The following is a 23,392-nucleotide window of genomic DNA, read 5'->3' as shown; positions in this document are numbered from 1 at the left end:
GGTTTTAGTTTCGACTGCTGCTTCAAGGCTTTAAAGCGCAAAAGGGGTCAGACCCCTTTAGTGGAGTAAAGTATTCTTGTATACTAAAAATTTAAAACATATAATAAATAGAATATAAGAAATGATTTGCAAAGGAAGGGTTGGAACGTATGGAAGCATCGGCTGCAGAAAGCAGTAATTCAAACTTTAGAAAAGGACTTCAAAGTGGCTTAAGTATTGCCATTGGCTATTTTCCTATCGCCTTAACCTTTGGGTTGCTGTCTAAAACGACGGGATTGAGCTTTTATGAAACGGTCTTGATGAGCCTGGTTGTATTCGCGGGTGCGAGCCAGTATATGTCATTAAGCCTCCTGGCAGCTGGTACCAATCCTATTCTGATCGTTTTGACAACCTTTATTGTGAATATACGGCATTTGCTTATGTCGGCATCCCTTAATGCCAAGGTTGAGGATGAAAAGATATGGAAAAAGGCTGTTTACGCCTTTGGAATCACCGATGAAACCTTTTCAGTTATGGCGACCAAAGACCAGACTGTCTCTACAGGTTTCGCATTCGGTGTAATCCTCATTTCTTATTTGAGCTGGGTAGTGAATTCCGGTATTGGCTTTATTATTGGTGCTGCACTCCCTAAGGTATTACAAGAGGGAATGACCGTGGCTCTTTACGCTATGTTTATTGGATTGCTGGTACCATCCATGAAAAAAAGCTTTAAGGTTGTATTTCTAGCCGGTTTGGCTGCCTTCTTTAATAGTTTCTTTTTTTTCTATAAGATTCTTGGAACAGGATGGGCAATTATTATTTCTACAATTCTATCAGCGGTAATAGTTGAAGTGGTAGAAACTATGAAACGAAAGAGGGGGCTGGAAGCAAATGAATAGTACGATTATCTGGATCATTATTGGTATGGGGCTCGTTACATACATTCCAAGAATGCTTCCGCTTGTCATCTTTCGCGGGAAAGAATTGCCTCCTTTTTTTGAAGGGATTTTAAAAAATGTTCCGTTCGCTATTTTAGGTGCATTGATTTTTCCTAATATCTTGATGATCCAACACAGTATTTGGTTTGGAATAACAGGGGCTGCAGCTGCCTTTATTCTGGCTGCATTAGGGGCAAATGTCATCATTGTGGTAGTAGGTTCGATTGCTGTTTTAAGTTTGTATTCGATCTTTTTTTAACACCCATTGTTTATGTCTACAGGCATTTTTCGTGTCCAACTAGCACAGCTCGAATATATAAATAGAAAAGGCCAGTTGGGGTGAATACATGTATACATCAATATCAGGAAAAAGAAGGGCATTAGGCTATTGCGCACTCGGAGATTCGCTCACAGCGGCAGTGGGATCCTCTTATTTTATGTATGGCTTTATTACCCGTTATCTTTATTTGACCAGGCAGGCATTTTCGGTTCCCATATTCCCAAACTTATTTGGAAAAAGCGGCGCCACTTCTCTAGAGATTGCAAAAAGTGTTCAGTTCCCTGTGATAAGAGAAGCGATTAAACATGCTGATATTATAACCATTACTGCAGGGGGCAACGACCTTATTCATGCTGCAAAAGCATTCTTGAAAACAAAAAATCAACAGGAGTTTATGAAGGCTTTGGACCATTGCCACGTAAATATCCAGCAGCTTCTCCATGAGATTGACTATATTAAGGGAAGGGACCCGTATATTATTCGTGCGTTGAATCTATACAATCCTTTTACGAGCATATCTGGCACCGATCAATGGGTCACGGCCTTTAACCGAAATATTGAAGGACTCTTAAGCCGGAAAAATGGCAGGGTAGCTGATATCCATAGCCTGTTTTTCGGAAAGGAGAAGGAATTGCTCGCCGGAGATCACTTCCATCCTAACGATAAGGGATATATTATTATTGCAAATGCTCTTCATGGCCTTGGTTATGGGGGCCTAGAGAAAATGGTAAACTAGAAGCAAGCAGAATAGTACACTTTATTCCCTGGTTTTTACCAGGGGTTTTTTTATGGAAAACTTTCCAGCCTATTTGGTTAGACACATCGGAACGAACAGCAGCCTTTTTATGTAAATAAATGCAAGGGGATTGAATTTCTTAAAAAAATTGTGTACAATTAAATTGTGCACAACCAAAATGATTTGATGTACAAGAAAAGGAGAGAGCAATTATGACAGAACCATTATTTACTTCTTCAGTAACAGCTATCGGAGGCAGAGAGGGAAGGGTGCAGTCGTCTGAGGGAAATCTTGCATGGGAAATCGCTATGCCGGGTACTTCCAGGAAGAAAAACATCCCAGAAGCTACGAATCCTGAACAGTTGTTTGCGGCAGGGTATTCTGCTTGTTTTGACAGCGCTCTGCAGTTAATAGCTAGAAAGGAAAGGATAAGCTTCGAGTCCGAGGTTACGGCGAATGTGAGTCTTTTGAAGGATGAAGAGGATCAAGGCTTTAAATTAGCAGTAACACTACAAGTAAAAGGTATAGGTGCTGACCGCGGTATATTAGAAGAGCTTGTTCGTAAAGCTCATGCGTTTTGTCCGTATTCAAAAGCTACAAGAGGCAATATAACTGTTGAATTAGAAGTAATAGAATAAAGTATAAAAAAGGTGCCTAGTCGAAAAGCACCTTTTTATTCATTATGTTGATGAAGGATATTCAACAGCTTTGTAAGAGATGCTTTTAAAGATTGGTATTCTTCCTCATTGTTACCAGAGAGTTCAAATATCCTTGCAGGAATACCTGAAGCTTTGTTTTTCATGGAATGTCCTTTTTCTGTAAGAGTTACTGTAACAGAACGCTGGTCTTCTGCGGTGCGTTCTCTCGTAACAAGTCCCTGCTGTTCCATCCTTTTCAACATAGGAGTCAAAGTACCAGAATCAAGATAAAGCAGTTCTCCCATCTTTTTAACACTCATTTCATCTTGTTCCCACAATAATAAGAGAACCAGATACTGAGGATACGTAACATCTAGTGCCTCCAGCAGCGGTTTATACTGTTTAGTCATCTCCCTGGAAGCGGCATAAAGCAGGAAACAAAGCTGATTATCCAGCTTTAGCTGTTCAAATTCTTTTACCATTATCTCTTCTCACCAACCTATAATTTTTAGATTAATAAATGAAAGCGGACCCATCGCTACCCTTTTCATTTTCCTATACATTAAATAAAATGTTTTAGTAAATCAACATGGAAACTTCCAATGTCTTTAAAACTCCCTTAGCATTTATTACTCGACCAAATTTGTTTTATAAACTGCGATTAGAATAACAGCTGTCTCATCCCCGATATTTTTAACAAAATGAGGCACACTTGCGCTCCAACTGAAAGTATCTCCCTCTCCAAGAATATAAGAATCTTCTCCCTGCTCAGCAAGGATTTGTCCTTTTATAACCAGGTGGCACTCTTCCCCTTCGTGGGCAATGCTTTCACCCGTTGATGTCCCGGGCGGAAAATCAACAAGCCGTAAGCTTAGTCCTCCTTGTGAGGCAAGGTGCTCAACCTTTAAGTCAGCGTCCTGTGAAACGGTGGACTTTCTTTCCTTTTTTCTAACTACGCTCATATGTTGGTCTTTTTCTAAAAGCAGATATGGGAGCGGGACTTTCAGGAAATTAGAGATTGTTTGTAGGGTATTAATGGATGGGGAGGTATTATTGTTCTCAACGTTACTTATAAATCCTTTTGAAAGTCCCGTTTCCTCACACATTTGCGCAATTGTTATTTTTTTTCTATTTCGGATTGCGCGAATCTTGGAACCAATATTCATCTTCATCACTCCGATAGTTTCTTATTAGTAAACATAATTACATATTAGCAAAAAAATGATTGACAATCCACTTGTTCGTTGGTATTCTTTTTGAGAACAATTATTCATATTTAAAAACAAATTTTATTTTTTATTTAAAAGTTCACTAATATGAAACTTTGTTTTTGTAAAAAATACAAAAAGAAGGTGAAGATGCAATGGAAGCCCCTATGTTATATGAACTCCGGCGTCCAAATCCTGTTAAGCCGGAAAAGAAATACCCTGCTTTATTTGTTATGCATGGCATTGGAAGCAATGAGCTCAATATGCTGCCGCTGGTAGAGGACCTAAAGGAAAACTTCTATATATTTAGTATAAGAGGCCACCTGCCGCAGACAACCGGTTACGCCTACTTTACGATTCAGGGATATGGCAAGCCGCATAGAGAGAGCTTTGACGATGGCATGGATCAGCTATCGAAATTTATTCAATATGCCTCTGATACGTATCCTCTTGATTTAAATGAGATCTATTTACTTGGATTCAGCCAGGGAGCTATTTCTGCTATGACTCTGGGAATAACACTTGGAGACAAAATAAAAGGTGTAGTTGCACTCAGCGGGCACATCCCTTTATTTGTGAAGGAAGAGTATCCCGTTCAGACTGGCAGCCACTTAAATGCCTTTGTATCCCATGGGGAATATGATCAAATTTTGCCGTACGAATGGGGAAGGAGAATGTAGAGTATTTTAAAAGGTTAGGTGTACCGGTTACCTTTAAAACCTACCCGGAAGCACACACGATATCTACCGAAAATATGAAAGACATTCAAGCATGGCTTCTAGATCATGTGAAACATTTATAAGTGCAAGTTTAAAAATAACCATCTTCATAACCATATTGATTAAGGAGGAAGTTAAGATGATGCCATCTTTATTTATCGCTCATGGAGCGCCATTGATTGCCATTGAAAAAAACGAATATACAAGTTTCATACATCAGTTAGGAAAATCATTGCCACGCCCTAAGGCAGTGGTTTTATTTTCAGCTCACTGGGAATCTCCTATTCAAAAAGTGAGTGATGTTCAGCAATATACCACTATTCATGATTTTGGAGGCTTTGATCCAGCCTTATTTAATATTGAGTACCCTGCAAGAGGTGAACATCAAGTGACGGAAGAAATTAAAGCACTTTTTAATGAGAGTGGGATTCAATTTGAGATCGACGGCCAACGTGGTTTAGACCACGGGGCATGGGTGGTACTCCGCCTCCTGTATCCAGAAGCGGATGTACCAGTGATCTCCATGTCCGTTAATCCGATACTTTCTCCCGAGGAGCAGTATAAAGTGGGAAAAGCATTGTCCGTGTTAAGATCCAGTGACATTTTAATCATTGGAAGCGGGGGAACGGTTCATAATTTAAGGGCATTAGATTGGGCGGATGATAAAAAAGTGGAATCAAGGGCACTTGATTTTGATAATTGGCTTGCAGAGCACTTAAATAAGTGGGATACAGAAGCTTTATTCCACTACAATACGCTTGCGCCATCAGCAGATTTTGCGGTACCTCCATTTGGCAAGGAGCATTTCATTCCTCTTTTCTATGCCATGGGGGCGGCAGATGAGAGCAGGAAAGCCGCCTTACTGCACAGGAGTTACCGATATGGAAACCTGAGCCACAGTGTATGGCAGTTTGGGGAATAGGATATGAAGGAATGATGATCAAAAAGGATATTAACATGATTGCCTCTGTAATAGCCCATCATCAAAAAAAGGCAGTAGAGCTTGAAAAAATCACATCCAAATACCTTGATATAACCCTGGAGGATGCTTACCTTATCCAGAAAGAATATATAGCTAAAGCTATTGAAGCCGGCGACCAGTCAGTTGGCTGGAAAATGGGATTGACGAGCCTTGCAAAACAAAGATCTGTAGGAGTAAACCAGCCAATTTACGGAAGACTGTTAAAATCGATGGAAATTACTGGGGAAATTCTTAACTTGAAGGGCTTAATCCACCCACGTGTGGAACCGGAACTGGCATTTTTTGTGAAAAAGGAACTGAAGGGACCGAATGTCCAGGAACAGGACGTGTGGGAGGCAACCGGATGTATAGCTCCGGCCTTAGAGGTGATTGACAGCAGATACAAGGACTTCTCATTCAGCCACATGGATGTTGTGGCCGACAATGCGTCAAGTGCTCGATTCATTCTTTCCGGTCTTTCTTTACCTCCAGGCCAATATAATTGGGACGAAATTGATGTCGTCATGAAGAAAAATAACCGGGTTGTTCAAGAAGGAAGAAGCTCAGCTGTTTTGGGCCATCCTGTCCAATCCATTATAAAACTCGTTCACATGCTTGCTGTTTCGGGACTTGGCATTGAGCCTGGCAGCTGGGTGCTGACAGGAGGAATGACGGAAGCGGTACAGGTAGAGAATGGAGATCATCTATCTATTGAATTTTGCGGCCTGGACACAATGCAAGTCCATGTAAGGCCCTAACAAAGGAGCTAGTAAATGCCAATTATTCACATCTATTTACGAGAAGGCAGGTCTAAGGAAATAAAGCGGGAATTACTATCGGAAATCACTGCAGCTGCCAGCAGGACGCTGGGAAACTCTCCAGAAACAATCAGGGTTCTATTGCAGGAAATTCCTGATGATCATTGGGGAGTAAATGGAAAGCCGATTAGTGATAGGGAAAACGGGTAACTTATAGGTTCCATTGATTTAATATCTCAGTTTAAAAATGATTGTTATCAAGATAAACTTGGTATTTTTTGAAGGAAAAGGAAATGACAAAGAGCGATTAAAAAGAGATAGGAACTTTTATTATACGTATTTGTTTAGGGATACCCTTCTTTATCCACGGATTTATGAAGTTTAGAGGAGGATTATCAATATTGTCCATTGGTTCCAAAGTATAAGATTACCGGGATTTATGGCATATATGGCAGGAATAGAAGTAATTGGAGGGTTAGCTTTAATCATTGGCTTTGCCACCAGGTATATCGCAGCATTAGATGTTTTGATAATGGCAGGTGCCACTATCAAAACATCTAATGCTGCAGGTTTTATGGGAAACACTCAGATGGCAGGATATGAGTTGGAATTATCCTTTTTAAGTATGGCGCTGTTCCTTGTTATTAACGGGGGTAAGTGGCTATTTATTGGCCATCTCATAATAAGGAAACATTTAGATAAGACTCATTAATATAAAAGAGATGATAACGGAAATGGTCTGCTGTGGTGGATCTCTTTTGTTTAAAATAAAAAAGCCACATCAGGCCGAATGGCTCGCCGTTCTTTTTCATCAGGCCAAAAAGGCAGCCCCTAATTATTTTAACCATTTTGACACAAGCCATTTCTATATCTAAAATAGGATTAGAGCAGTAGAGAGGTGAGGAAATGGTTAATAAGGTTTCTAGTTTAAAGTGGTTTGGTCTTGCGGTACAAGCGTTAATTGTTCTTGCCGATCGTGAAGAATTATGCCCGAGCGGAGCGGTAGCAGAACAATTAGGGACCCATTCCAATCTATTGAGAAAAATTTTGCCTCATTTAGTAAAGGCAAATCTTATTAAGGCAAAAGAAGGCAGGGATGGAGGCTATCTTTTAGCAAAAGATCCAGCCCATATTACGTTAGCGGATGTGTATTTTGCCATGAGATCTGAACCTTTTTCCAAAGGGTTTCTCGATACAAACGCAACGGATTGTTTTACTTCGTCAACACAGGATGCTTTGTGCAGTTTAAAAAATGAAATGGAAGGCTGGATTGTAGAAGGATTAAAGAAGAAAACCATCGCAAATCTGCTGGCAGACAAATCATGAGGGCGAAACAGCAGGTTTCTTTTTTTACCTATAACTGTGCTTGACAATAGAACAGTTAAAAACATATACTGTTCTTGTGAATAGAACAGTTAAAGGAGTGTATATAGATATGTCTAGTAAAACACTAAGCAAGGAAGAGTATCTTACAAAGGCAAAAGATTTATTGAGCGGAAACCAAAAGCCTTTGCAGCTTGAAAGCGCTGATTTTTTTTTAGTGGCAAAGGAAAGAAGGTCTGTGCGAAGCTATGATCCAACGTTTCAAATGCCTGATGAAGACATTCTTGAAATTTTGGAAACAGCCATTCAAGCACCTTCATCCTCGAATTTACAGCCATGGAGATTCCTTGTTATTAAGGATCAGGAATTAAAGCAAGAACTCCTTCCAATCGCCAACAATCAGCAGCAGGTAGTGGAAGCATCAGCTGTCATTGCCGTTTTATCTGATATAGAGGGCTACAAGAATGCAGATAAGATCTATGGGAAGTTGGCTGAAGAGGGCATGATGGATAAAGATTTAAAAGATGCCTACGTTAACTCCATTATCAAAGGATATGGCAGTTTTTCACCTGAAAAAGCACTTCAGGTAGCTATGATTGACGGAGGTTTAGTTTCCATGCAAATTATGCTTGCAGCAAAAGCAATGGGTTATGACACAGTCGCAATGGGCGGATATGATGAAGGTAAATTCGTAGAGGCATTCCATGTACCAGCGAATTTCAAGCCTGTCATGCTGATTGCTCTTGGGAAAGGGGAAAAAGCAGGCAGAGTGAAAAATCGTATGCCGCTTGAAGATGTGTTAACCTGGAATAAATACTAAGTATGTAGATTTTTTCGTTAAATTGATAAAATCAGATATCCGCCCTCTTTGTTTAGAATGTCTAAACAAAGAGGGCCTTTTTTGGTTTTATATATGGTGAATATAGGTTTTTATTCTAATGATTGGAGAGGAAAGCGAGTGCCTTCAGCGGAAATCAATAGCCAATTTTTTTAATTTAGATAGCAGCTTTTTGCGTCTTGCCTAGAATATCATGAAATGCAAAACCTGTGGATATTTTTCTTGTCTAGCTTCTGGGCAAGATTATTAAAAATGAATTTAACGTGCAGAGGAGAATATAGTTCTAATTTATAAAGCTTGTATCTACATTTATAAAGAGGACAAGGAGGAAACCTTTTTAAAGATTTATTTTTTGAGAATGGATGAACAAGTTGATTCTCATCCAGGAGGGTGGAGTAAAAAATGAAAAAGTGGGCATTACGGGCAATCGGCGTTTATATTTTATTTGGGATTTTAATGTATGTATACCTTTTTCACATAGCCAGTTCAACAATTCCGCATTCACTTAAAGGAACGAGTATGGATCCGGCCACTTTTCTAACCAAAAGACAATTAGTATTAAGTCAAGATTATTCCAGGATTCGCAATTTATTATTTTTCCTGAGCACACCGTATGAATGGCTATTCTATTTTTTGATCCTTATCCTGGGATGTTCGAGAGCCTTTGAAAAATGGGCAGTGAATACCTCACGCTTTCAAGTAATTCAATCTGCGGTGTATTTATTTTGGCTGTCGCTTGTATCTTTTATTGCAACCTACCCATTTGGATATGTGTCCTATAGGTTTTCGAAGGCATACCAAATGTCAAATCAGACCTTTGGAGAGTGGATGAAAGATCAGGTCATTGATTTTTGGGTGAACTATCTCCTCATGTTTATTGTCGTCGCTGTCCTATATGGTTTAATGAGAAAATTTAAAAAGCGTTGGTGGCTTCCTGCCTGGCTGCTGTCGATTCCCTTTACCATTACCGTAATGTTTGTTCAGCCCGTTGTCATCGATCCGCTTTATAACCACTTTTATCCGCTGCAGGATAAGGCACTTGAAACAAAGATTCTTGCTCTTGCAAATAAGGCTCACATACCGGCGAACCATGTGTACGAAGTAGATATGTCATCGAAAACCAATTCCTTAAATGCTTATGTGACCGGCATTGGCTCAAACGCCCGCATTGTCCTGTGGGATACCACCTTAAAGCAGTTAAATGACAGGGAAATCCTTTTTATCATGGCACATGAAATGGGACATTATGTGGAGCATCACATTTATTACGGCCTTGCGGGTTATTCACTTTTAACTCTGTTAGGGTTATGGTTAACAGCTAATATTATGAGATGGACCATTCAAAAAAACAATGGACGTTTTAAGGTATCGGAAGTTTCCAATTTAAGCAGCCTTCCTTTGTTCCTGCTTATTACCTCGGTTTTATTATTTGCAGTGAGTCCCATTACAAATGGGGTTTCGAGATATGAGGAAACACGCGCAGACAGCTATGCTTTAAAAACAACCCATGATAAAAAGGCCGCTGTCCAAACGTTTCAGGATTTGACAAGATCAGGTTTGAGCCAGGTCAATCCTCCGTTTTTAGTAAAATTCTTTCGATACGACCATCCCACCATGCTGGATCGTATCCATATGGTGGAACAATATCCTCTGAAAAAGTAATTTTTATTGAAAGCGTGTAAAAACCCATTCGTTTGAATGGGTTTTTGTTTCCGGCCTTTAAGCTATGCTGAAAGGTGTATGAAACGGCGTTTAAATGAGTTAATGAAGAACAATATATCCTTAACAAGTCTTATAAATAGAATAAAAATCCCGGCTTATTTTGGCCGGGATTTTCTGTTAAAGCTTATCCAAATTGTTTAGTCAAGCCTTTCAGTTCTTCTGTTAACAGCTTGAACGTCTCTTTATCCTTATTATCCAAAGCATCATCTATCTTTTTTAATAAACGTTCTTTCTTCGTGCTCAGCAGGAGTTCATTCAGCATCATGTCTGTAAAAAGCTCTTCCATAAAACGTTCACTCTGGATTCGTGTCATCGCGTAGGCTTTTACAATTTCAGCATAGGATTTCTTTTTTTCCATTAAGGATCACCCCTGGGCTTTTTATTATTATATGGGGTAGAAGGGGAAAAATCACTATAAAATTTGCAGCTTTTGAAGAAGAGAATATTTTTGGGCTGTATGTAGCTGAAAGAATTTTTTAAATCAAATAAACTATAAAACGTCACAGGCTCTGTTAATTTTCTTCGTTGAAAACAACTGGGGTCCTTGCATAATGTAATTTGAAAAGAAAATATCCATAAAAAACACAAAAAAGAAAATAAAAAGACAAAATTTTTAATTTTATGGTAAAAAAGTCACACAAGAACATGGGAATATGGTACGATATTATTGTTCTTGGAGAAATTTGGAGAAAAGGGAGGAAATAATATTGATGAAAAAAAATAATTTAATAGAAGAATATGAGATTAATCCCCATACGATGGCCATTCTGCCAACGACTTATGGTTCGAAGACGTATTCAGAAATATTGGAAATTGACAATCAATGTATTTCACCATTTAAACCATTGGAAATTGTGAAAAAAAGCTGTGAGTACTTTGGAAGCTCCTATGATGGAAGAAAAGATGGATCTAGAAGACTTACCGGGATTACTCACAAAGCCCCAATCATCGTGGATCCTCATACCGGTATTTTTTTATTCCCAACTACATCACCGTCAAATCCCCTATGCATATGGATTTCTCATGAGCACGTGTTATCATGGGAGCCTGGTGACAATAATATGACAGTTGTTACTTTCCGGAACAAACAAAAATTATTGATACCTATGTCCATTCGTTCCTTTGATAACCAGATGAGCAGAACATCCCGCCTGCGTATCAGCTTTATGCAGCATATTCAGTACATGGATCAAAAATATCCCATAAGGCCTGGAGCGATTATGCAGTTTGAGGCCTCTGAAAATAGAAGGCCATATAGAATTAGCCAGGACTTTAAATAAAATGAAGTGATGAAGCAATTGTGTGCAGGATGTTGCTTCATCATTTCCCGGTTTGCATTCTCGCAGCTTTGGAATCAAGGGGTGCTTCACCAAACCGTCCGTATAAATAGTAGCGGAGCAATTCCTCTGTCCTATTGCGCAAGCGGGGGTTGAAATAGTTGTGGTGCTCCTCATATCCCCTATATAAAAACATATACATGGTAAAAGCCTCATCGCTTTTTAGACGTTCCACCTTCATTTTATGTTTCTTCATATAGTATTTCGTTTGGGCCAGATCTTTCTGAATGACCCTCATTGTTTCCTCTACCCATTCCAGATAAGGTTTTTGCAGTTTAAAAGGACTTTTCTGAATTACAACTAAATCTCGATTCAATACAGTAAGCACCATTGGCAGGTATATTGCTTTCTCCAATATGTCTCGGTCGTATTCGGGTATTTTAGTCATAATGCAATCCTTCTTTCAGTGAAAAATAATAAACAAAGAACATATGTTCCTACTTATTTTAACGATTAAATAAAAGGTTATCAAGTAAATTATTTCGCTATTTTTCCCCAAAAAACACGATTTCATAAGAAAACACTTTGGAAAATTATTTATTAGCTTTGTTCATTCGGGTAGTTCCCGCTTCAAGCGCTGTGGTCCTGCGGGTCTTCCTTTTGAAACTCTCGCAATCGTTCCAATTACCATCGGAATACCGGCATGAGCTATAAGAAAGCTATTCCACAAGAAGATTTTGTGGAAATTTTCGAATAAAAGGAGGGGAATTTGTTTTGGTTATCGAAATAATTTTAATGGAATAAGTCTTTCGTTTCATACCGCAGTTAAGCTAAAAGGTACAATAGAATGGAACATGGCGAATAATCTAAATAGAAGAAGGAAAGGTGAAATGGTATGGGAAACAAAACAGGTATCCAGCCAGAAGATTTATATCAGCTAAAGTCACTTACAGATCCTCAGGTTTCTCCTGACGGCAAAGGAGTTATATACGTACAAACCCACATAGACGAAGAAAAAAAGGAATATGCCTCGAACCTCTATTACATAAGATTAGATGAAAAGAAGCCGGTACAATGGACATATGGCAGTGAACGCAATTATTCGCCGCGGTGGTCACCGGATGGAAGCCAGCTTGCATTTATTTCTACTCGAAAAGGAACACCGCAGATATTTCTCCTTTCCTCACATGGAGGAGAAGCAAAACAGCTAACGCATTGTAAGCATGGTACGCGAAATCCCGTCTGGTCTCCATGCGGGAAGAAACTTGCTTTTTCAGTGATCATTGGAAAAGATGAATCCATCCATGACACACAAGAAAAGGAAAAAGAGAAAGAAGTACTTAAGCCGCTTGAAGTGGATAGAATGAAGTACAAATCGGACAGCGGCGGCTTTTTAAATGCCTCCAATTATACTCAAATTGGTATTCTTGATATTGAAACCAATGGGCTTGAACAAATAACAAGCGGAAACAGCGATTATGAACTCGACTCTTGGTCACCTGACGGAAAATATATCGCCTACCATGCAGATTTATCCGAGGAACGTGATTTTTCATTTGCATCTGATTTTTACTTTTATAATGTTGAGACAAAAGAAGCAAAGGCCATTACAAAGGGAGATAGTGGATTCTGGCAAGGATCATGGTCTCCTGACAGCCAGTATTTCTCCTTTTTAGGAAGCCGGCAGGAATTTAAGAATGCGACACAAAGCAAGATTTGGATTTATGAAGTTAAGACAGAAGAGCTTCTATGCTTTACAAGTGATTTGGATGTACCGGTGGGAGACTATGTTGTGGGGGACTTCCAGCAGGGTGCGTCACTTCCCGGTGTAACATGGGCAGAGGATAATCAAAGCTTTTATTTCACTGCTTCAGACCATGGAAATACCATTGTATATTACGGAAATTTATCAGGAGAAATTTACCCTGCTCTCCATGAAGATCAGCATGTTTACGGCTTTTCTTTAAATAAAAAGGACCATACGGCTATTGCTGCAATCAGCAATCCTGAGCTGCCGGGGGAATTGTTTACGATAGATCTTCAAACAGGTGAAAAGAAACAGCTTACTCATGTGAATGATGGTTTCCTTAAGGATAAGCTCCTTTCTAAACCAGAGGCCTTTGAATTCCAAGGATCGAATGGGTTTACTGTACAGGGATGGCTGATGAAGCCCGCTGGCTTTGTTGAAGGGAAAAAATATCCCCTTGTTCTTGAAATCCATGGCGGTCCGCATGCAATGTATGCCAATACCTATATGAATGAGTTTCAAATTCTTGCAGGTGCAGGGTTTGCCGTTTTATATGCCAATCCGCGCGGCAGCCATGGCTATGGACAAAAATTTGTTGACGCGGTTCGTGGTGATTATGGAGGAAACGACTATAAGGACCTCATGGATGCACTGGACTATGCTCTTGAAAACTACAACTTTATAGATAAAGAAAAGTTAGGTGTGACTGGAGGAAGTTACGGCGGCTTTATGACAAACTGGATAGTAGGTCATACAAATCGGTTTAAGGCTGCGGTAACGCAGCGCTCCATTTCAAACTGGATCAGCTTCTATGGCGTCAGTGATATTGGTTATTATTTTACAGAATGGCAAATTCTATCAGATTTAAAGGACATTGAAAAGCTGTGGAAGCATTCCCCTCTAGCATATGCAGAGAATATACAAACGCCTTTGCTGATTCTCCACAGCGAAAAAGATTACCGTTGCCCGATTGAACAGGCTGAGCAGCTGTTTATTTCATTGAAACGGCAGAAAAAGAAGACGAAATTTATTCGTTTTCCGGAGTCAAATCATGAGCTTTCAAGAAGTGGAAACCCTGATCTTCGCATTAAACGGCTGGAATATATCAAAGAGTGGTTTATCGATTATTTAAGTGAATGATCTCTTGTAAGTCCCTAAGGCATAGCTTTAGGGATTTTTCTCTATTATCAGGATTGAATGGGATGACAGGAGTCCCTAAGAAATACCTTATACAGAAGGATTTATCCTGTGGTATGTAGAAAAAGTGAAGAAGGAGTTATGCGTTTTCATCGAGAAGGAATTGGAGGGGTTTTAATGAGAAATGTAGTGATCACATCGGCCTATAGAACACCTATCGGCACATTTGGCGGGGTATTTAAAGATCTTTTGCCAACGGATTTAATTGTACCGGTTCTGAAAAGAGCAGCACAGGACAGTCAACTGGAAAATGACGCGATTGATGAAGTTATTTTGGGCCATTGTATCCAAAGGTCGGACCAGCCAAATACGGCAAGAACAGCAGCTTTGTTGGCGGGTTTTTCAGAGGCGGTACCGGGATATACCATTCAGCGGCAATGTGCAAGCGGGATGCAGGCGGTTATTTCAGCTGCTATGCAAATTCAAACGGGCGCTTCCGATGTCATCATAGCAGGCGGAGTAGAGGCCATGAGCTCAAGCCCTTACCTTTTAAAGCAATACCGATGGGGCCAGCGTATGCAGCATGGTGAGATCAGAGATTCTGTATGGGAAACGCTTGAAGACCCGATACATCACATTCTTATGGGGGAAACGGCGGAAAATCTTGCGGAGCGCTACTCTATTTCAAGAGAGCAGCAGGATGAACTTGCTCTTTTATCCCACCAAAGAGCGAGCTATGCTTTGGAACGGGGATATTTTGAACAGCAAATTGTACCCATCACAGTGAAGAACAGGAAAAGTGAACTGGAGATTTCCAGTGATGAAAATCCGCGAACAGGCTTGACATCAGAGAAGCTATCAAGCCTAAAACCGGCCTTCCGAAAAAACGGAACCGTGACCGCCGGGAATGCTTCAAGCCTAAACGATGGAGCGGCTGCCCTTGTCTTAATGGCGGAAGAGGAAGCGGAGAAACGGGGCCTTATGCCTCTTGCAAAAATCGCTGGTTATTCTGTTGCCGGTGTAGATCCTAAGATGATGGGAATCGGTCCGGTACCAGCCATTCAAAATGGACTAAAGAAAATTGGCTGGAAATTGGAGGAGGCGGATCTGATCGAAATTAATGAAGCCTTTGCTGCCCAATATCTTTCTGTTGAAAAAGAATTGAAACTAAACAGGGAAATTACAAATGTAAATGGAAGCGGCATTAGTCTCGGTCATCCTGTCGGGTGTACGGGTGCCAGAATTCTTGTTTCCCTTGTTCACGAGCTTAGGAGGAGGCAAAAACAGAAAGGGATTGCTTCTTTATGTGTAGGCGGAGGTATGGGATCTGCTGTTTTCGTTGAAGCGTACTCGTAAGCAGTTCTTGCCTGGACCTTTTTAAAGGGTTATTCCTGTAAACTCTCTCTGATTACAGAAAATCTTAAGGAATGGGAAGGGTGTACCCTGATGAGTAGGCGGATGATGAGCTTCAATACAAAGCAAAATGGTATGGCAAAAAAGTAGTGGCTGTAGAGAAGAGGATCAACAGACGAGGGAAGCCTGACCAAAGGACTTTTTGGTTTGTTTGACGGAGACTAAAGAGCTATAAGGGCGGTAAAATAGATAGGCGTTTGAAAAGAAGCGAGAGGATTTTCCTTGAGCTTTTTTCTTTTGCCGCTTAAGAGGCAGAAAGATGGAAAAAGCGCGAAAATAAGAGTATGATAGAGTGAGAACGAATGTTTGGTTTTTCAAAAATATTCCCATCACGGTGCAGGTTATTTATATATTATAATAGTAGATATGCGATTGGAAAGATAAAGGGGTTGAAAACATGTCCTTTCGTTTTATAATTGGACGTTCAGGAACGGGAAAAACAACATACATCCTTGATGAAATACAAAAAAAATTAAAGGAGGAACCAAATGGTTCCCCTATACTTTATATAGTGCCAGACCAAATGACATTCTTATCTGAATACAGCATGGCATCATTGCCCGGCTTAGAGGGGATGATTCGTTCACAGGTTTACAGCTTTACGCGACTTGCCTGGCGAATCCTTCAGGAAACGGGAGGCGTAAGCAGAATCCATCTCTCCAGTGCAGGGTTAAATATGCTGCTCAGAAAAATAATAGAGGATAAAAAAGAGGATTTAAAGCTTTTTAATCGGGCAGCAGATAAAGCGGGATTCTTAGAGCATGTTGAAATGATGATGGCAGAATTTAAGCGCTACTGCATAGCGCCGGAGGATTTGCTTGAAAAGAAACGGATCGTAGAAGAAGAATCTCATACGAAAGCACTGACTGACAAGCTTCATGATCTTGAACTGATCTACAGCGAGTTTGAACGGAACCTCCAAGGTAAATACCTTGACGCTGATGATTATTTAAGGCTTCTTTCGGAATCTATCGACAAGTCTGCTTATCTAGAGAATGCAGAGATCTATGTAGACGGATTTCATAGCTTTACCCCTCAGGAATACCTTGTACTAGGCGAACTGGCAAAGAAATGCTCCCGCGTTTCGGTGGCATTAACAACAGATCAGTCTTATCGATATGAGGTGCCGAATGACCTCCATCTATTCAGAATGACAGGAGAAACGTATTCTTCTCTTTATCAAATGGTGTTAAATAACGGGATATCAGTGGAAGAAGACACTGTTCTTTCTCATACTTTGCGTTACCGGAGCCCTAGTATAAAGTTTCTGGAGGGGAATTTTGAATCAAGGCCGATTCAAGCATTTCATGATCATGCAGACATTCTTCTTTCACAGGCAGCGAACCGCCGTGCAGAGATAGAAGGTGTAGCAAGGGAAATTAGGCGGCTGGTGAGAGAGGGTTTAAAATATCAGGATATAGCTGTACTGGTTCGCAATGGGACTGATTATCAGGAACTGATTGAAACCATATTTTACGATAATGAAATTCCTTTTTTCATTGATGAAAAAAGGCCGATGCTGAATCACCCGCTGATAGAGCTTATTCGCTCTACCTTGGAAATAATGAATTCCCATTGGCGCTATGAACCGGTGTTCAGGGCAGTGAAAACAGATTTGCTGTTTCCTCTTGAAAGTCGGTTCCAGGAATTGCGGGAGAAAATGGACCGTCTTGAAAATTATGTTCTGGCACACGGCATCCAAGGGGATAAATGGGTTAGCAAAGAGCGCTGGCCATACAGGAGAATACGCGGATTGGAAATGGAAACTATCCCTCAAACCGATGCTGAAAGGGAAATTGAGCATGAAATAAATGAATTGCGCTTGTTTATTTCTGCTCCAATCCTAAGGTTTTCAAGGAGGCTGAAGCGTGCAAAAGATGGACGCAGCCTTTGTGAAGCTCTTTATCTTTATCTTGAAGAGCTCGATATTCCTGGCAAGCTTGAAAAGCTGCGATTGGAAGCAGAAGATCGTGAAGATCTGGTAACGGCACGTGAACACGATCAGGCATGGAACTCAGTCATTGATTTGATGGATCAATTTGTAGAAATGCTTGGAGATCAATCTATTACCTTAAAACAATTCTCTAAAATTATCGATGCAGGCTTGGAATCTATGAAATTTGCTATAGTACCTCCAGCGCTGGACCAGGTTCTTGTTGCGAATTTGGAGCTTTCAAGGCTTTCAAATATAACGGCCGCTTTTATGCTTGGATTAAATGATGGAGTTATCCCTGCAAGAATAACAGAAGATGGCATACTGGCGGATGATGATCGGGAAGCCCTTCTAAGTAAAGGTTTGTCCATTGCTCCAAGCAGCAAAACAAGGCTATTGGATGAAGAATTTATTGCATACAAAGCATTAACGACACCGTCACAGCAATTATTTATATCTTATCCATTGGCAAATGAGGAAGGTAAGGCCTTGCTTCCATCCTCCTATATTAAAAGATTGAAAGAGATGTTTCCTTATATCCAGGAAAAATTAGATGTAAATGAACCATCTGAACTAATGGAAGACATGCAGATAGACTATATATCTCACCCTAATACGGCTATTTCCTATTTAACAGCACAGCTTCAGTTGAAAAAACGCCTGTATCCTGTTGCGGATTTCTGGTGGGATGTCTATAACTTTTATGTGGAAAGCACAAAGTGGAAAGAGAAGGCTGTTCATGTCCTATCAAGTATATTCTTCCAAAACAAGGCTTTGCCGCTGTCAGAGACTACAAGCAAGAGCCTTTATGGCGAGGAGATATTGGCAAGTGTTTCAAGGATGGAGCTTTTTCATGGATGTCCGTTTTCACATTTCGCGACACATGGACTAAAGCTTCGGGAAAGAGAAATTTACCGCCTGGAGGCGCCGGATATCGGAGATCTTTTCCATGGGGCGCTGAAATGGATTTCTGAGGAGATTCTGCGGCAGGGATTAACATGGGCCTCTTTATCAAAACAACAGTGTGCATATCTTGCAAAGGAGGCAGTGAACTTTTTGGCTCCCAAGCTTCAGCACCAAATTTTGTTAAGCTCGAACAGGCATTTTTATATAAAAAGAAAATTAGAGCAGGTAATCGGGAGAGCATCTCACATCCTTAGTGAGCACGCAAAGGTGAGCGGCTTTGTTCCCGTTGGCATGGAGCTTGCATTTGGCCCGGAAGCCGCTTTGCCTCCGCTTAGTTTCTCATTACGGAATGGAACTAGGATGCAGCTGCAGGGTCGGATTGACAGAGTGGATAAAGCGGAGGACTCAAACGGAGTGTACTTGAGAATTATTGATTACAAATCAAGCTCCCGTGACCTTGAGCTGACAGAAGTTTACTATGGCCTTGCCCTACAGATGCTTACGTATTTGGATGTCATTGTGACGCATTCAAACAAACTGGTGGGATCGGAAGCTGTCCCTGCCGGCGTCTTATATTTCCATCTCCATAATCCTGTTGTTTCAAGCAACAAGGTCCTTACGATGGAGGAAATTGAAGAAGAAATTTTCAAGAGCTTTAAGATGAAAGGCTTGCTTTTAGGCAATACAGATATCATTAAGCTGATGGATCAGACTCTTGAAACGGGCAGTTCGCAAATTATCTCAGCAGGTCTAAAAAAGGATGGGAACTTAGCCGCCCATTCTCAGACAGCCAGCCAGGATGAATTTAAGCATTTAAAAAAATACGTTCGCAATCTCTACGAATCATCTGGAAATGCCATTGCATCGGGAACAGTGGATATCTCGCCGTATAAATTAAAAAAGAAAACGCCATGCGAGTTTTGTTCATTCCGGTCTGTCTGCCAATTCGATCAATCTTTGGAGGATAACCAGTATCGGATGTTGACACCGCAAAAATCAGGCGATGTATTAGCTCGCATAAAGGAGGAGGCTGGCCCAGTATGAAAACAAACATACCGGTTAAACCGGAAAATGCCACTTGGACCGATGACCAGTGGAAGGCAGTAATGGCCAAAGATCAGGATATCTTGGTCGCAGCTGCAGCGGGATCAGGAAAAACGGCGGTCCTTGTCGAAAGAATGATCCGCAAGATGCTGGCGGAAGAGAAACCTATTGATGTAGACCAGCTGTTAGTTGTAACCTTTACAAATGCATCGGCAGCAGAGATGAAGCACCGGATTGGTGAGGCTCTTGAAAAAGCCATTGACAGGCAGCCTGGCTCCTCTCATTTACGCAAGCAGTTATCGCTTTTGAATCGTGCTTCCATCTCTACACTCCATTCATTTTGCTTGGAGGTCATTCGCAAGTATTATTATTTAACGGATATTGACCCTGGCTTTCGAATTGCCGATGCAACGGAAGCCGAGCTTCTAAGAGATGAAGTTTTAGATGAGTTATTCGAGTCAGAGTATGGCAAGGAAAACAACGAGTCCTTTTATTTGGCCGTGGATACCTTTACAAATGATCGCAGTGATTTAGCCTTGCAAAATCTTATTCGTAAGCTGTACGACTTTTCACTTTCCCATCCTAATCCCGACAGGTGGCTGGACAAGCTGGTACAGATGTATGACATATCTGAAGATGCGACAATTGACTCCCTTCCATTTGCTGATATATTACGCTTTGATATTAACCTGCAGTTAAAGGGTGCATGTGATATGTTAAGGGAGGCGTTGGAGCTCTCGAAACAGCCAGGTGGTCCCTCTCCAAGGGCAGAGAACTATCTGGAGGACCTTGCCATCGTGGAAAGGCTGATGAGTGCAAGCAGTAAGACATGGGAAGATCTATTTGCTGAAATGCATGTTTGGAAATTTTCCAGGGCAAAGACCTGTAAAGGGGATGAATACGATCCAGCTCTTGTTAAAGCGGCGGATGACCTGAGAAAAAACGCAAAAGGGCTGCTTGAAAAGGTCCGGGATGAACTGTTTTCGAGGAAGCCTGAATATTTTATCCGCGACATGAGGGAAATGCGCGGAGTCATTGCAACCCTGATTGATCTGGTGAAGAAGTTTTCTGAACGGTTCTTGGCAGTAAAAAAAGAAAAGGGTCTTGTGGACTTTTCCGATTTGGAGCACTATTGTCTGGAAATACTGACGGAGCCTGGGGAAGCAGGCGAAGCCAGAGTGCCTTCTGAAGCAGCCAAAGCGTACAGGAAGCAATTTAAAGAAGTTCTCGTAGACGAATACCAGGATACAAACATGGTGCAGGAAACCATTTTAAACCTTGTTACGAAAGACAGTGAATATGACGGGAACCTATTCATGGTGGGGGACGTAAAACAATCTATTTATCGATTCAGGCTTGCCGAACCTAATCTGTTTTTAAATAAATATCAACGGTTTACAACGGATGGAGAACAGTCCGGACTGCGGATTGACTTGTCTCAGAACTTCAGGAGCCGCTCGGAGGTTTTAGAGGGAACTAACTTTTTATTCAAGCAGATCATGGGAGTCCAGGTGGGAGAAATCAACTATGACCGCCAGGCGGAGCTTGTAAAAGGAGCGGCTTATCCAGAAGCTGCAGCTTTCCCGATTGAACTATCTGTCATTGATCAATCGGATACCTTAGCAGCAGAGGATGATACCGCCGAAAATGATACAGTCGACGGCTTTGATGCTGCAGAGCTGGAACAGTCACAGCTGGAAGCAAGGTTATTGATTCGCAAAATTAAACATCTAATTAACGAAAGTAAACCGGTCTATGATCCTAAAACAGGAACGGAACGTCCTATTCAGTACAGGGATATGGTTGTTTTGGTACGTTCCATGACCTGGGCTCCAGAAATAATGGAGGAATTCAAGCAAGCGGGCATCCCGCTTTATGCAAACCTATCAATTGGTTATTTTGATGCGACAGAAGTCGCCATCATGCTCTCGCTGTTAAAAGTTATTGATAACCCATATCAGGACATTCCATTAGCCTCCGTATTGCGGTCACCCATTATCGGATTGAATGAAGAGCAGCTCGCACGTATTCGGATCCATTCTAAGCAGGGCACCTTTTATGAGGCAGTAAAACAGTTTACTGCGCAAAGGCCTGAACCGCAAGATGAAGAGATATACGATAAACTAAGGCGCTTTCTGGAGAGGTTAAGCAGATGGAGGACGATTGCACGGCAGGGTGCACTTTCTGAGCTGATTTGGCAGCTTTACCGGGAAACGCATTTTTACGACTTTGTAGGAGGGCTGCCAGGAGGCAAGCAAAGGCAGGCAAACCTTCGTGCTTTCCATGACAGAGCCAGACAATATGAAGAAACCTCCTTCCGAGGGTTATTCCGATTCCTGCGCTTTATTGAGAGGATGCAGGAACGGGGAGATGATTTAGGAGCTGCTCGTGCATTAAGCGAGCAGGAAGATGTCGTCCGTTTGATGACCATCCATTCAAGTAAAGGTCTTGAATTCCCAGTGGTTTTTGTGATTGGACTATCAAGGAAATTTAATATGATGGATATTAATCATTCCTTTTTGCTTGATAAAGATTATGGTCTTGCATGCAAGTATACAAATGCTGAAAAACGAATTACCTATCCTTCGTTGGCACAGCTGGCCTTCAAACGAAAGAAAAAGCTTGAAACCATAGCGGAAGAAATGCGTGTTTTATACGTTGCTTTAACAAGGGCTAAGGAAAAGTTATATTTAATAGGCAGCGTGAAAAATGCGGATAAAATGCTTGAAAAGTGGAAAACAGCCATGGTGCCGTCTGAATGGCTGCTTAAGGAATATTCACGTGCCCAGGCCTCTAATTATCTTGATTGGATTGGCCCCGCACTTCTAAGGCATCGTGACTGCACCTTTCTTCAAGAACCCATTTCAGGAATCAATAAGGAAGTGGCTGAACACTTATCGAAATGGCAAACAGAAATTTTAACAAAGCAAGCACTGCAGGATGCTGAAAACCTGAATGCAGAAGAGGACGGCAGCTGGACAGAGCATGTTAAAATGGGAAAGAAAATGGATAGTACTTCAACATTTAAAGATGAAGTGCATGAAAGACTACTGTGGAAGTATTCCAATATACAAGCAACAAAAATGCGTTCTAAGCAAACCGTATCAGAATTGAAAAGGATGTACGAAATAAGAGATGATGCTGCAGCCACGGATCTTTCGAAAAAGTATCAAAAGCCTATTTTTAATCGGCCAAAGTTCATGCAGGACAAATCTCTTTCCCCGGCAGAACGGGGAACTGCCATGCATATGGTCATGCAGCATATCCCATTTACGGAAACACCTAGTGAAGAGAGTATTGGCGCCTTACTAGACTCCATGCAATCGAAGGAGCTATTGACCGAAGAACAAAGGGAGGCTATTCCTTGCCAGCAGCTTGAGAAATTCTTTTATACAGAGCTTGGCAGAAGCCTGTTAACTGCTGAACATGTCCATAGAGAGACGCCTTTTAGTTTGGCCATTCCTGCATCGGAAATTTATGGTGCCGATAGCGTAGGGGATCAGTCCATCCTTGTTCAGGGAATTATTGATTGTATTATTGAGGAAGACGGCGGCTTGATTTTATTGGATTACAAATCTGATTCCATCGAGGAACGTTATAAAGGCGGTTTTGAGCAAGCAAAACCTATCCTTGAAGACCGCTATAGAACCCAGTTGGACTTCTACCAAAAAGCGTTAGAGAGGATCTGGAAAAAGCCTGTTTTGGAAAAGTACTTATACTTTTTTGACGGAGGGCATTTGCTCAAGCTGTAAGGCTCTTTTCGTATACTTTGTTGCTATTGGACACAAAAATACCATTTTAAATATATATTCAGTATTAATACTTGTGAATAGTA

At 41.0% G+C, this 23,392-nt stretch carries 21 protein-coding genes; 17 read left to right on the top strand and 4 right to left on the bottom strand.

Annotation, left to right across the window (positions count from 1 at the left end; all coding sequences use genetic code 11):
• Window positions 1–149: 149 nt before the first annotated feature.
• The 4 genes from A5N88_RS10765 (at window position 150) to A5N88_RS10750 (ending at window position 2,571) form a co-directional block, all read left to right on the top strand.
• On the top strand, window positions 150–878 hold the full coding sequence (locus A5N88_RS10765) for an AzlC family ABC transporter permease (protein ID WP_066265734.1): 729 nt from the start codon (window positions 150–152) through the stop codon (window positions 876–878).
• Complete coding sequence (locus A5N88_RS10760) at window positions 871–1,176, top strand: AzlD domain-containing protein (protein ID WP_066265731.1); 306 nt, start codon at window positions 871–873, stop codon at window positions 1,174–1,176. The genes A5N88_RS10765 and A5N88_RS10760 overlap by 8 nt, the downstream gene beginning before the upstream one ends.
• 88 nt (window positions 1,177–1,264) lie before the next feature.
• Window positions 1,265–1,933, top strand: coding sequence for a GDSL-type esterase/lipase family protein (locus tag A5N88_RS10755; protein WP_066265727.1), 669 nt, complete (start codon window positions 1,265–1,267; stop codon window positions 1,931–1,933).
• Window positions 1,934–2,145: 212 nt separating this feature from the next.
• Window positions 2,146–2,571, top strand: a complete 426-nt coding sequence (locus A5N88_RS10750; protein ID WP_066265723.1) for an organic hydroperoxide resistance protein — start codon at window positions 2,146–2,148, stop codon at window positions 2,569–2,571.
• A 35-nt stretch (window positions 2,572–2,606) separates the two neighbouring features.
• On the opposite strand, the gene A5N88_RS10745 is transcribed toward A5N88_RS10750, so the two are convergent.
• Both A5N88_RS10745 and A5N88_RS10740 read right to left on the bottom strand, forming a co-directional pair.
• A complete protein-coding gene (locus A5N88_RS10745) occupies window positions 2,607–3,053 on the bottom strand; it encodes a MarR family winged helix-turn-helix transcriptional regulator (protein WP_066265720.1) in 447 nt (148 codons plus the stop codon).
• A gap of 147 nt (window positions 3,054–3,200) precedes the next feature.
• Window positions 3,201–3,737, bottom strand: a complete 537-nt coding sequence (locus A5N88_RS10740; RefSeq protein WP_066265718.1) for a cupin domain-containing protein — start codon at window positions 3,735–3,737, stop codon at window positions 3,201–3,203.
• 197 nt (window positions 3,738–3,934) lie between these two features.
• Between A5N88_RS10740 and A5N88_RS10735 the strand changes: the two genes are divergently transcribed.
• The 8 genes from A5N88_RS10735 to A5N88_RS10700 all read left to right on the top strand — a co-directional run bounded on the left by A5N88_RS10735 (window position 3,935) and on the right by A5N88_RS10700 (window position 10,040).
• Entirely contained in the window at window positions 3,935–4,459 is a 525-nt protein-coding gene (locus A5N88_RS10735; protein ID WP_232317568.1) for an alpha/beta hydrolase, read from the top strand.
• 178 nt (window positions 4,460–4,637) lie between these two features.
• Window positions 4,638–5,420: a dioxygenase family protein gene (locus A5N88_RS10730; protein WP_066265712.1), complete on the top strand. Its 783-nt coding sequence runs from the start codon at window positions 4,638–4,640 to the stop codon at window positions 5,418–5,420.
• Between the two features lie 11 nt (window positions 5,421–5,431).
• Window positions 5,432–6,217 (top strand): 2-keto-4-pentenoate hydratase, encoded by a 786-nt coding sequence (locus A5N88_RS10725; protein WP_232317567.1) that lies wholly within the window; start codon window positions 5,432–5,434, stop codon window positions 6,215–6,217.
• Window positions 6,218–6,232: 15 nt separating this feature from the next.
• Window positions 6,233–6,427, top strand: coding sequence for a tautomerase family protein (locus tag A5N88_RS10720; RefSeq protein ID WP_066265710.1), 195 nt, complete (start codon window positions 6,233–6,235; stop codon window positions 6,425–6,427).
• A 238-nt stretch (window positions 6,428–6,665) separates the two neighbouring features.
• Window positions 6,666–6,929, top strand: a complete 264-nt coding sequence (locus A5N88_RS10715; RefSeq protein WP_232317566.1) for a DoxX family protein — start codon at window positions 6,666–6,668, stop codon at window positions 6,927–6,929.
• Between the two features lie 194 nt (window positions 6,930–7,123).
• Entirely contained in the window at window positions 7,124–7,543 is a 420-nt protein-coding gene (locus A5N88_RS10710; RefSeq protein ID WP_066265708.1) for an RrF2 family transcriptional regulator, read from the top strand.
• A gap of 109 nt (window positions 7,544–7,652) precedes the next feature.
• Window positions 7,653–8,360: a nitroreductase family protein gene (locus A5N88_RS10705; RefSeq protein ID WP_198160240.1), complete on the top strand. Its 708-nt coding sequence runs from the start codon at window positions 7,653–7,655 to the stop codon at window positions 8,358–8,360.
• Window positions 8,361–8,780: 420 nt separating this feature from the next.
• Window positions 8,781–10,040 carry a M48 family metallopeptidase gene (locus A5N88_RS10700; RefSeq protein ID WP_066265704.1) on the top strand — a complete coding sequence of 420 codons (1,260 nt, stop codon included), beginning with the start codon at window positions 8,781–8,783 and terminating at the stop codon, window positions 10,038–10,040.
• Window positions 10,041–10,224: 184 nt separating this feature from the next.
• On the opposite strand, the gene A5N88_RS10695 is transcribed toward A5N88_RS10700, so the two are convergent.
• A complete protein-coding gene (locus tag A5N88_RS10695) occupies window positions 10,225–10,458 on the bottom strand; it encodes an IDEAL domain-containing protein (protein WP_066265702.1) in 234 nt (77 codons plus the stop codon).
• Window positions 10,459–10,810: 352 nt separating this feature from the next.
• Here A5N88_RS10695 and A5N88_RS10690 point away from each other — a divergent pair, with 352 nt between their 5' ends.
• Window positions 10,811–11,380: a competence protein ComK gene (locus tag A5N88_RS10690; RefSeq protein ID WP_066270438.1), complete on the top strand. Its 570-nt coding sequence runs from the start codon at window positions 10,811–10,813 to the stop codon at window positions 11,378–11,380.
• A gap of 40 nt (window positions 11,381–11,420) precedes the next feature.
• Here the strand turns inward: A5N88_RS10690 and A5N88_RS10685 are convergent, their stop codons facing one another.
• Window positions 11,421–11,825, bottom strand: a complete 405-nt coding sequence (locus tag A5N88_RS10685) for a YhjD family protein (protein ID WP_066265701.1) — start codon at window positions 11,823–11,825, stop codon at window positions 11,421–11,423.
• 447 nt (window positions 11,826–12,272) lie between these two features.
• Here A5N88_RS10685 and A5N88_RS10680 point away from each other — a divergent pair, with 447 nt between their 5' ends.
• The 4 genes from A5N88_RS10680 (at window position 12,273) to addA (ending at window position 23,309) form a co-directional block, all read left to right on the top strand.
• On the top strand, window positions 12,273–14,264 hold the full coding sequence (locus tag A5N88_RS10680) for a S9 family peptidase (RefSeq protein ID WP_066265699.1): 1,992 nt from the start codon (window positions 12,273–12,275) through the stop codon (window positions 14,262–14,264).
• Between the two features lie 174 nt (window positions 14,265–14,438).
• Window positions 14,439–15,617: a thiolase family protein gene (locus A5N88_RS10675; protein WP_066265697.1), complete on the top strand. Its 1,179-nt coding sequence runs from the start codon at window positions 14,439–14,441 to the stop codon at window positions 15,615–15,617.
• A gap of 454 nt (window positions 15,618–16,071) precedes the next feature.
• The gene (gene addB, locus A5N88_RS10670) at window positions 16,072–19,557 is read left to right on the top strand and encodes a helicase-exonuclease AddAB subunit AddB (RefSeq protein WP_066265695.1); all 3,486 of its coding nucleotides are present in this window, start codon (window positions 16,072–16,074) and stop codon (window positions 19,555–19,557) included.
• A complete protein-coding gene (gene addA, locus A5N88_RS10665) occupies window positions 19,554–23,309 on the top strand; it encodes a helicase-exonuclease AddAB subunit AddA (protein ID WP_066265692.1) in 3,756 nt (1,251 codons plus the stop codon). The genes addB and addA overlap by 4 nt, the downstream gene beginning before the upstream one ends.
• The last annotated feature ends 83 nt before the right edge of the window (window positions 23,310–23,392 follow it).

Origin of the sequence: Heyndrickxia acidicola (assembly GCF_001636425.1) — a bacterium.
Classification (GTDB): Bacteria; Bacillota; Bacilli; order Bacillales; family Bacillaceae_C; genus Bacillus_AE; species Bacillus_AE acidicola.
Note: the sequence above shows the minus strand (reverse complement) of the source record. Positions and strands in the feature narration are given on the sequence as shown.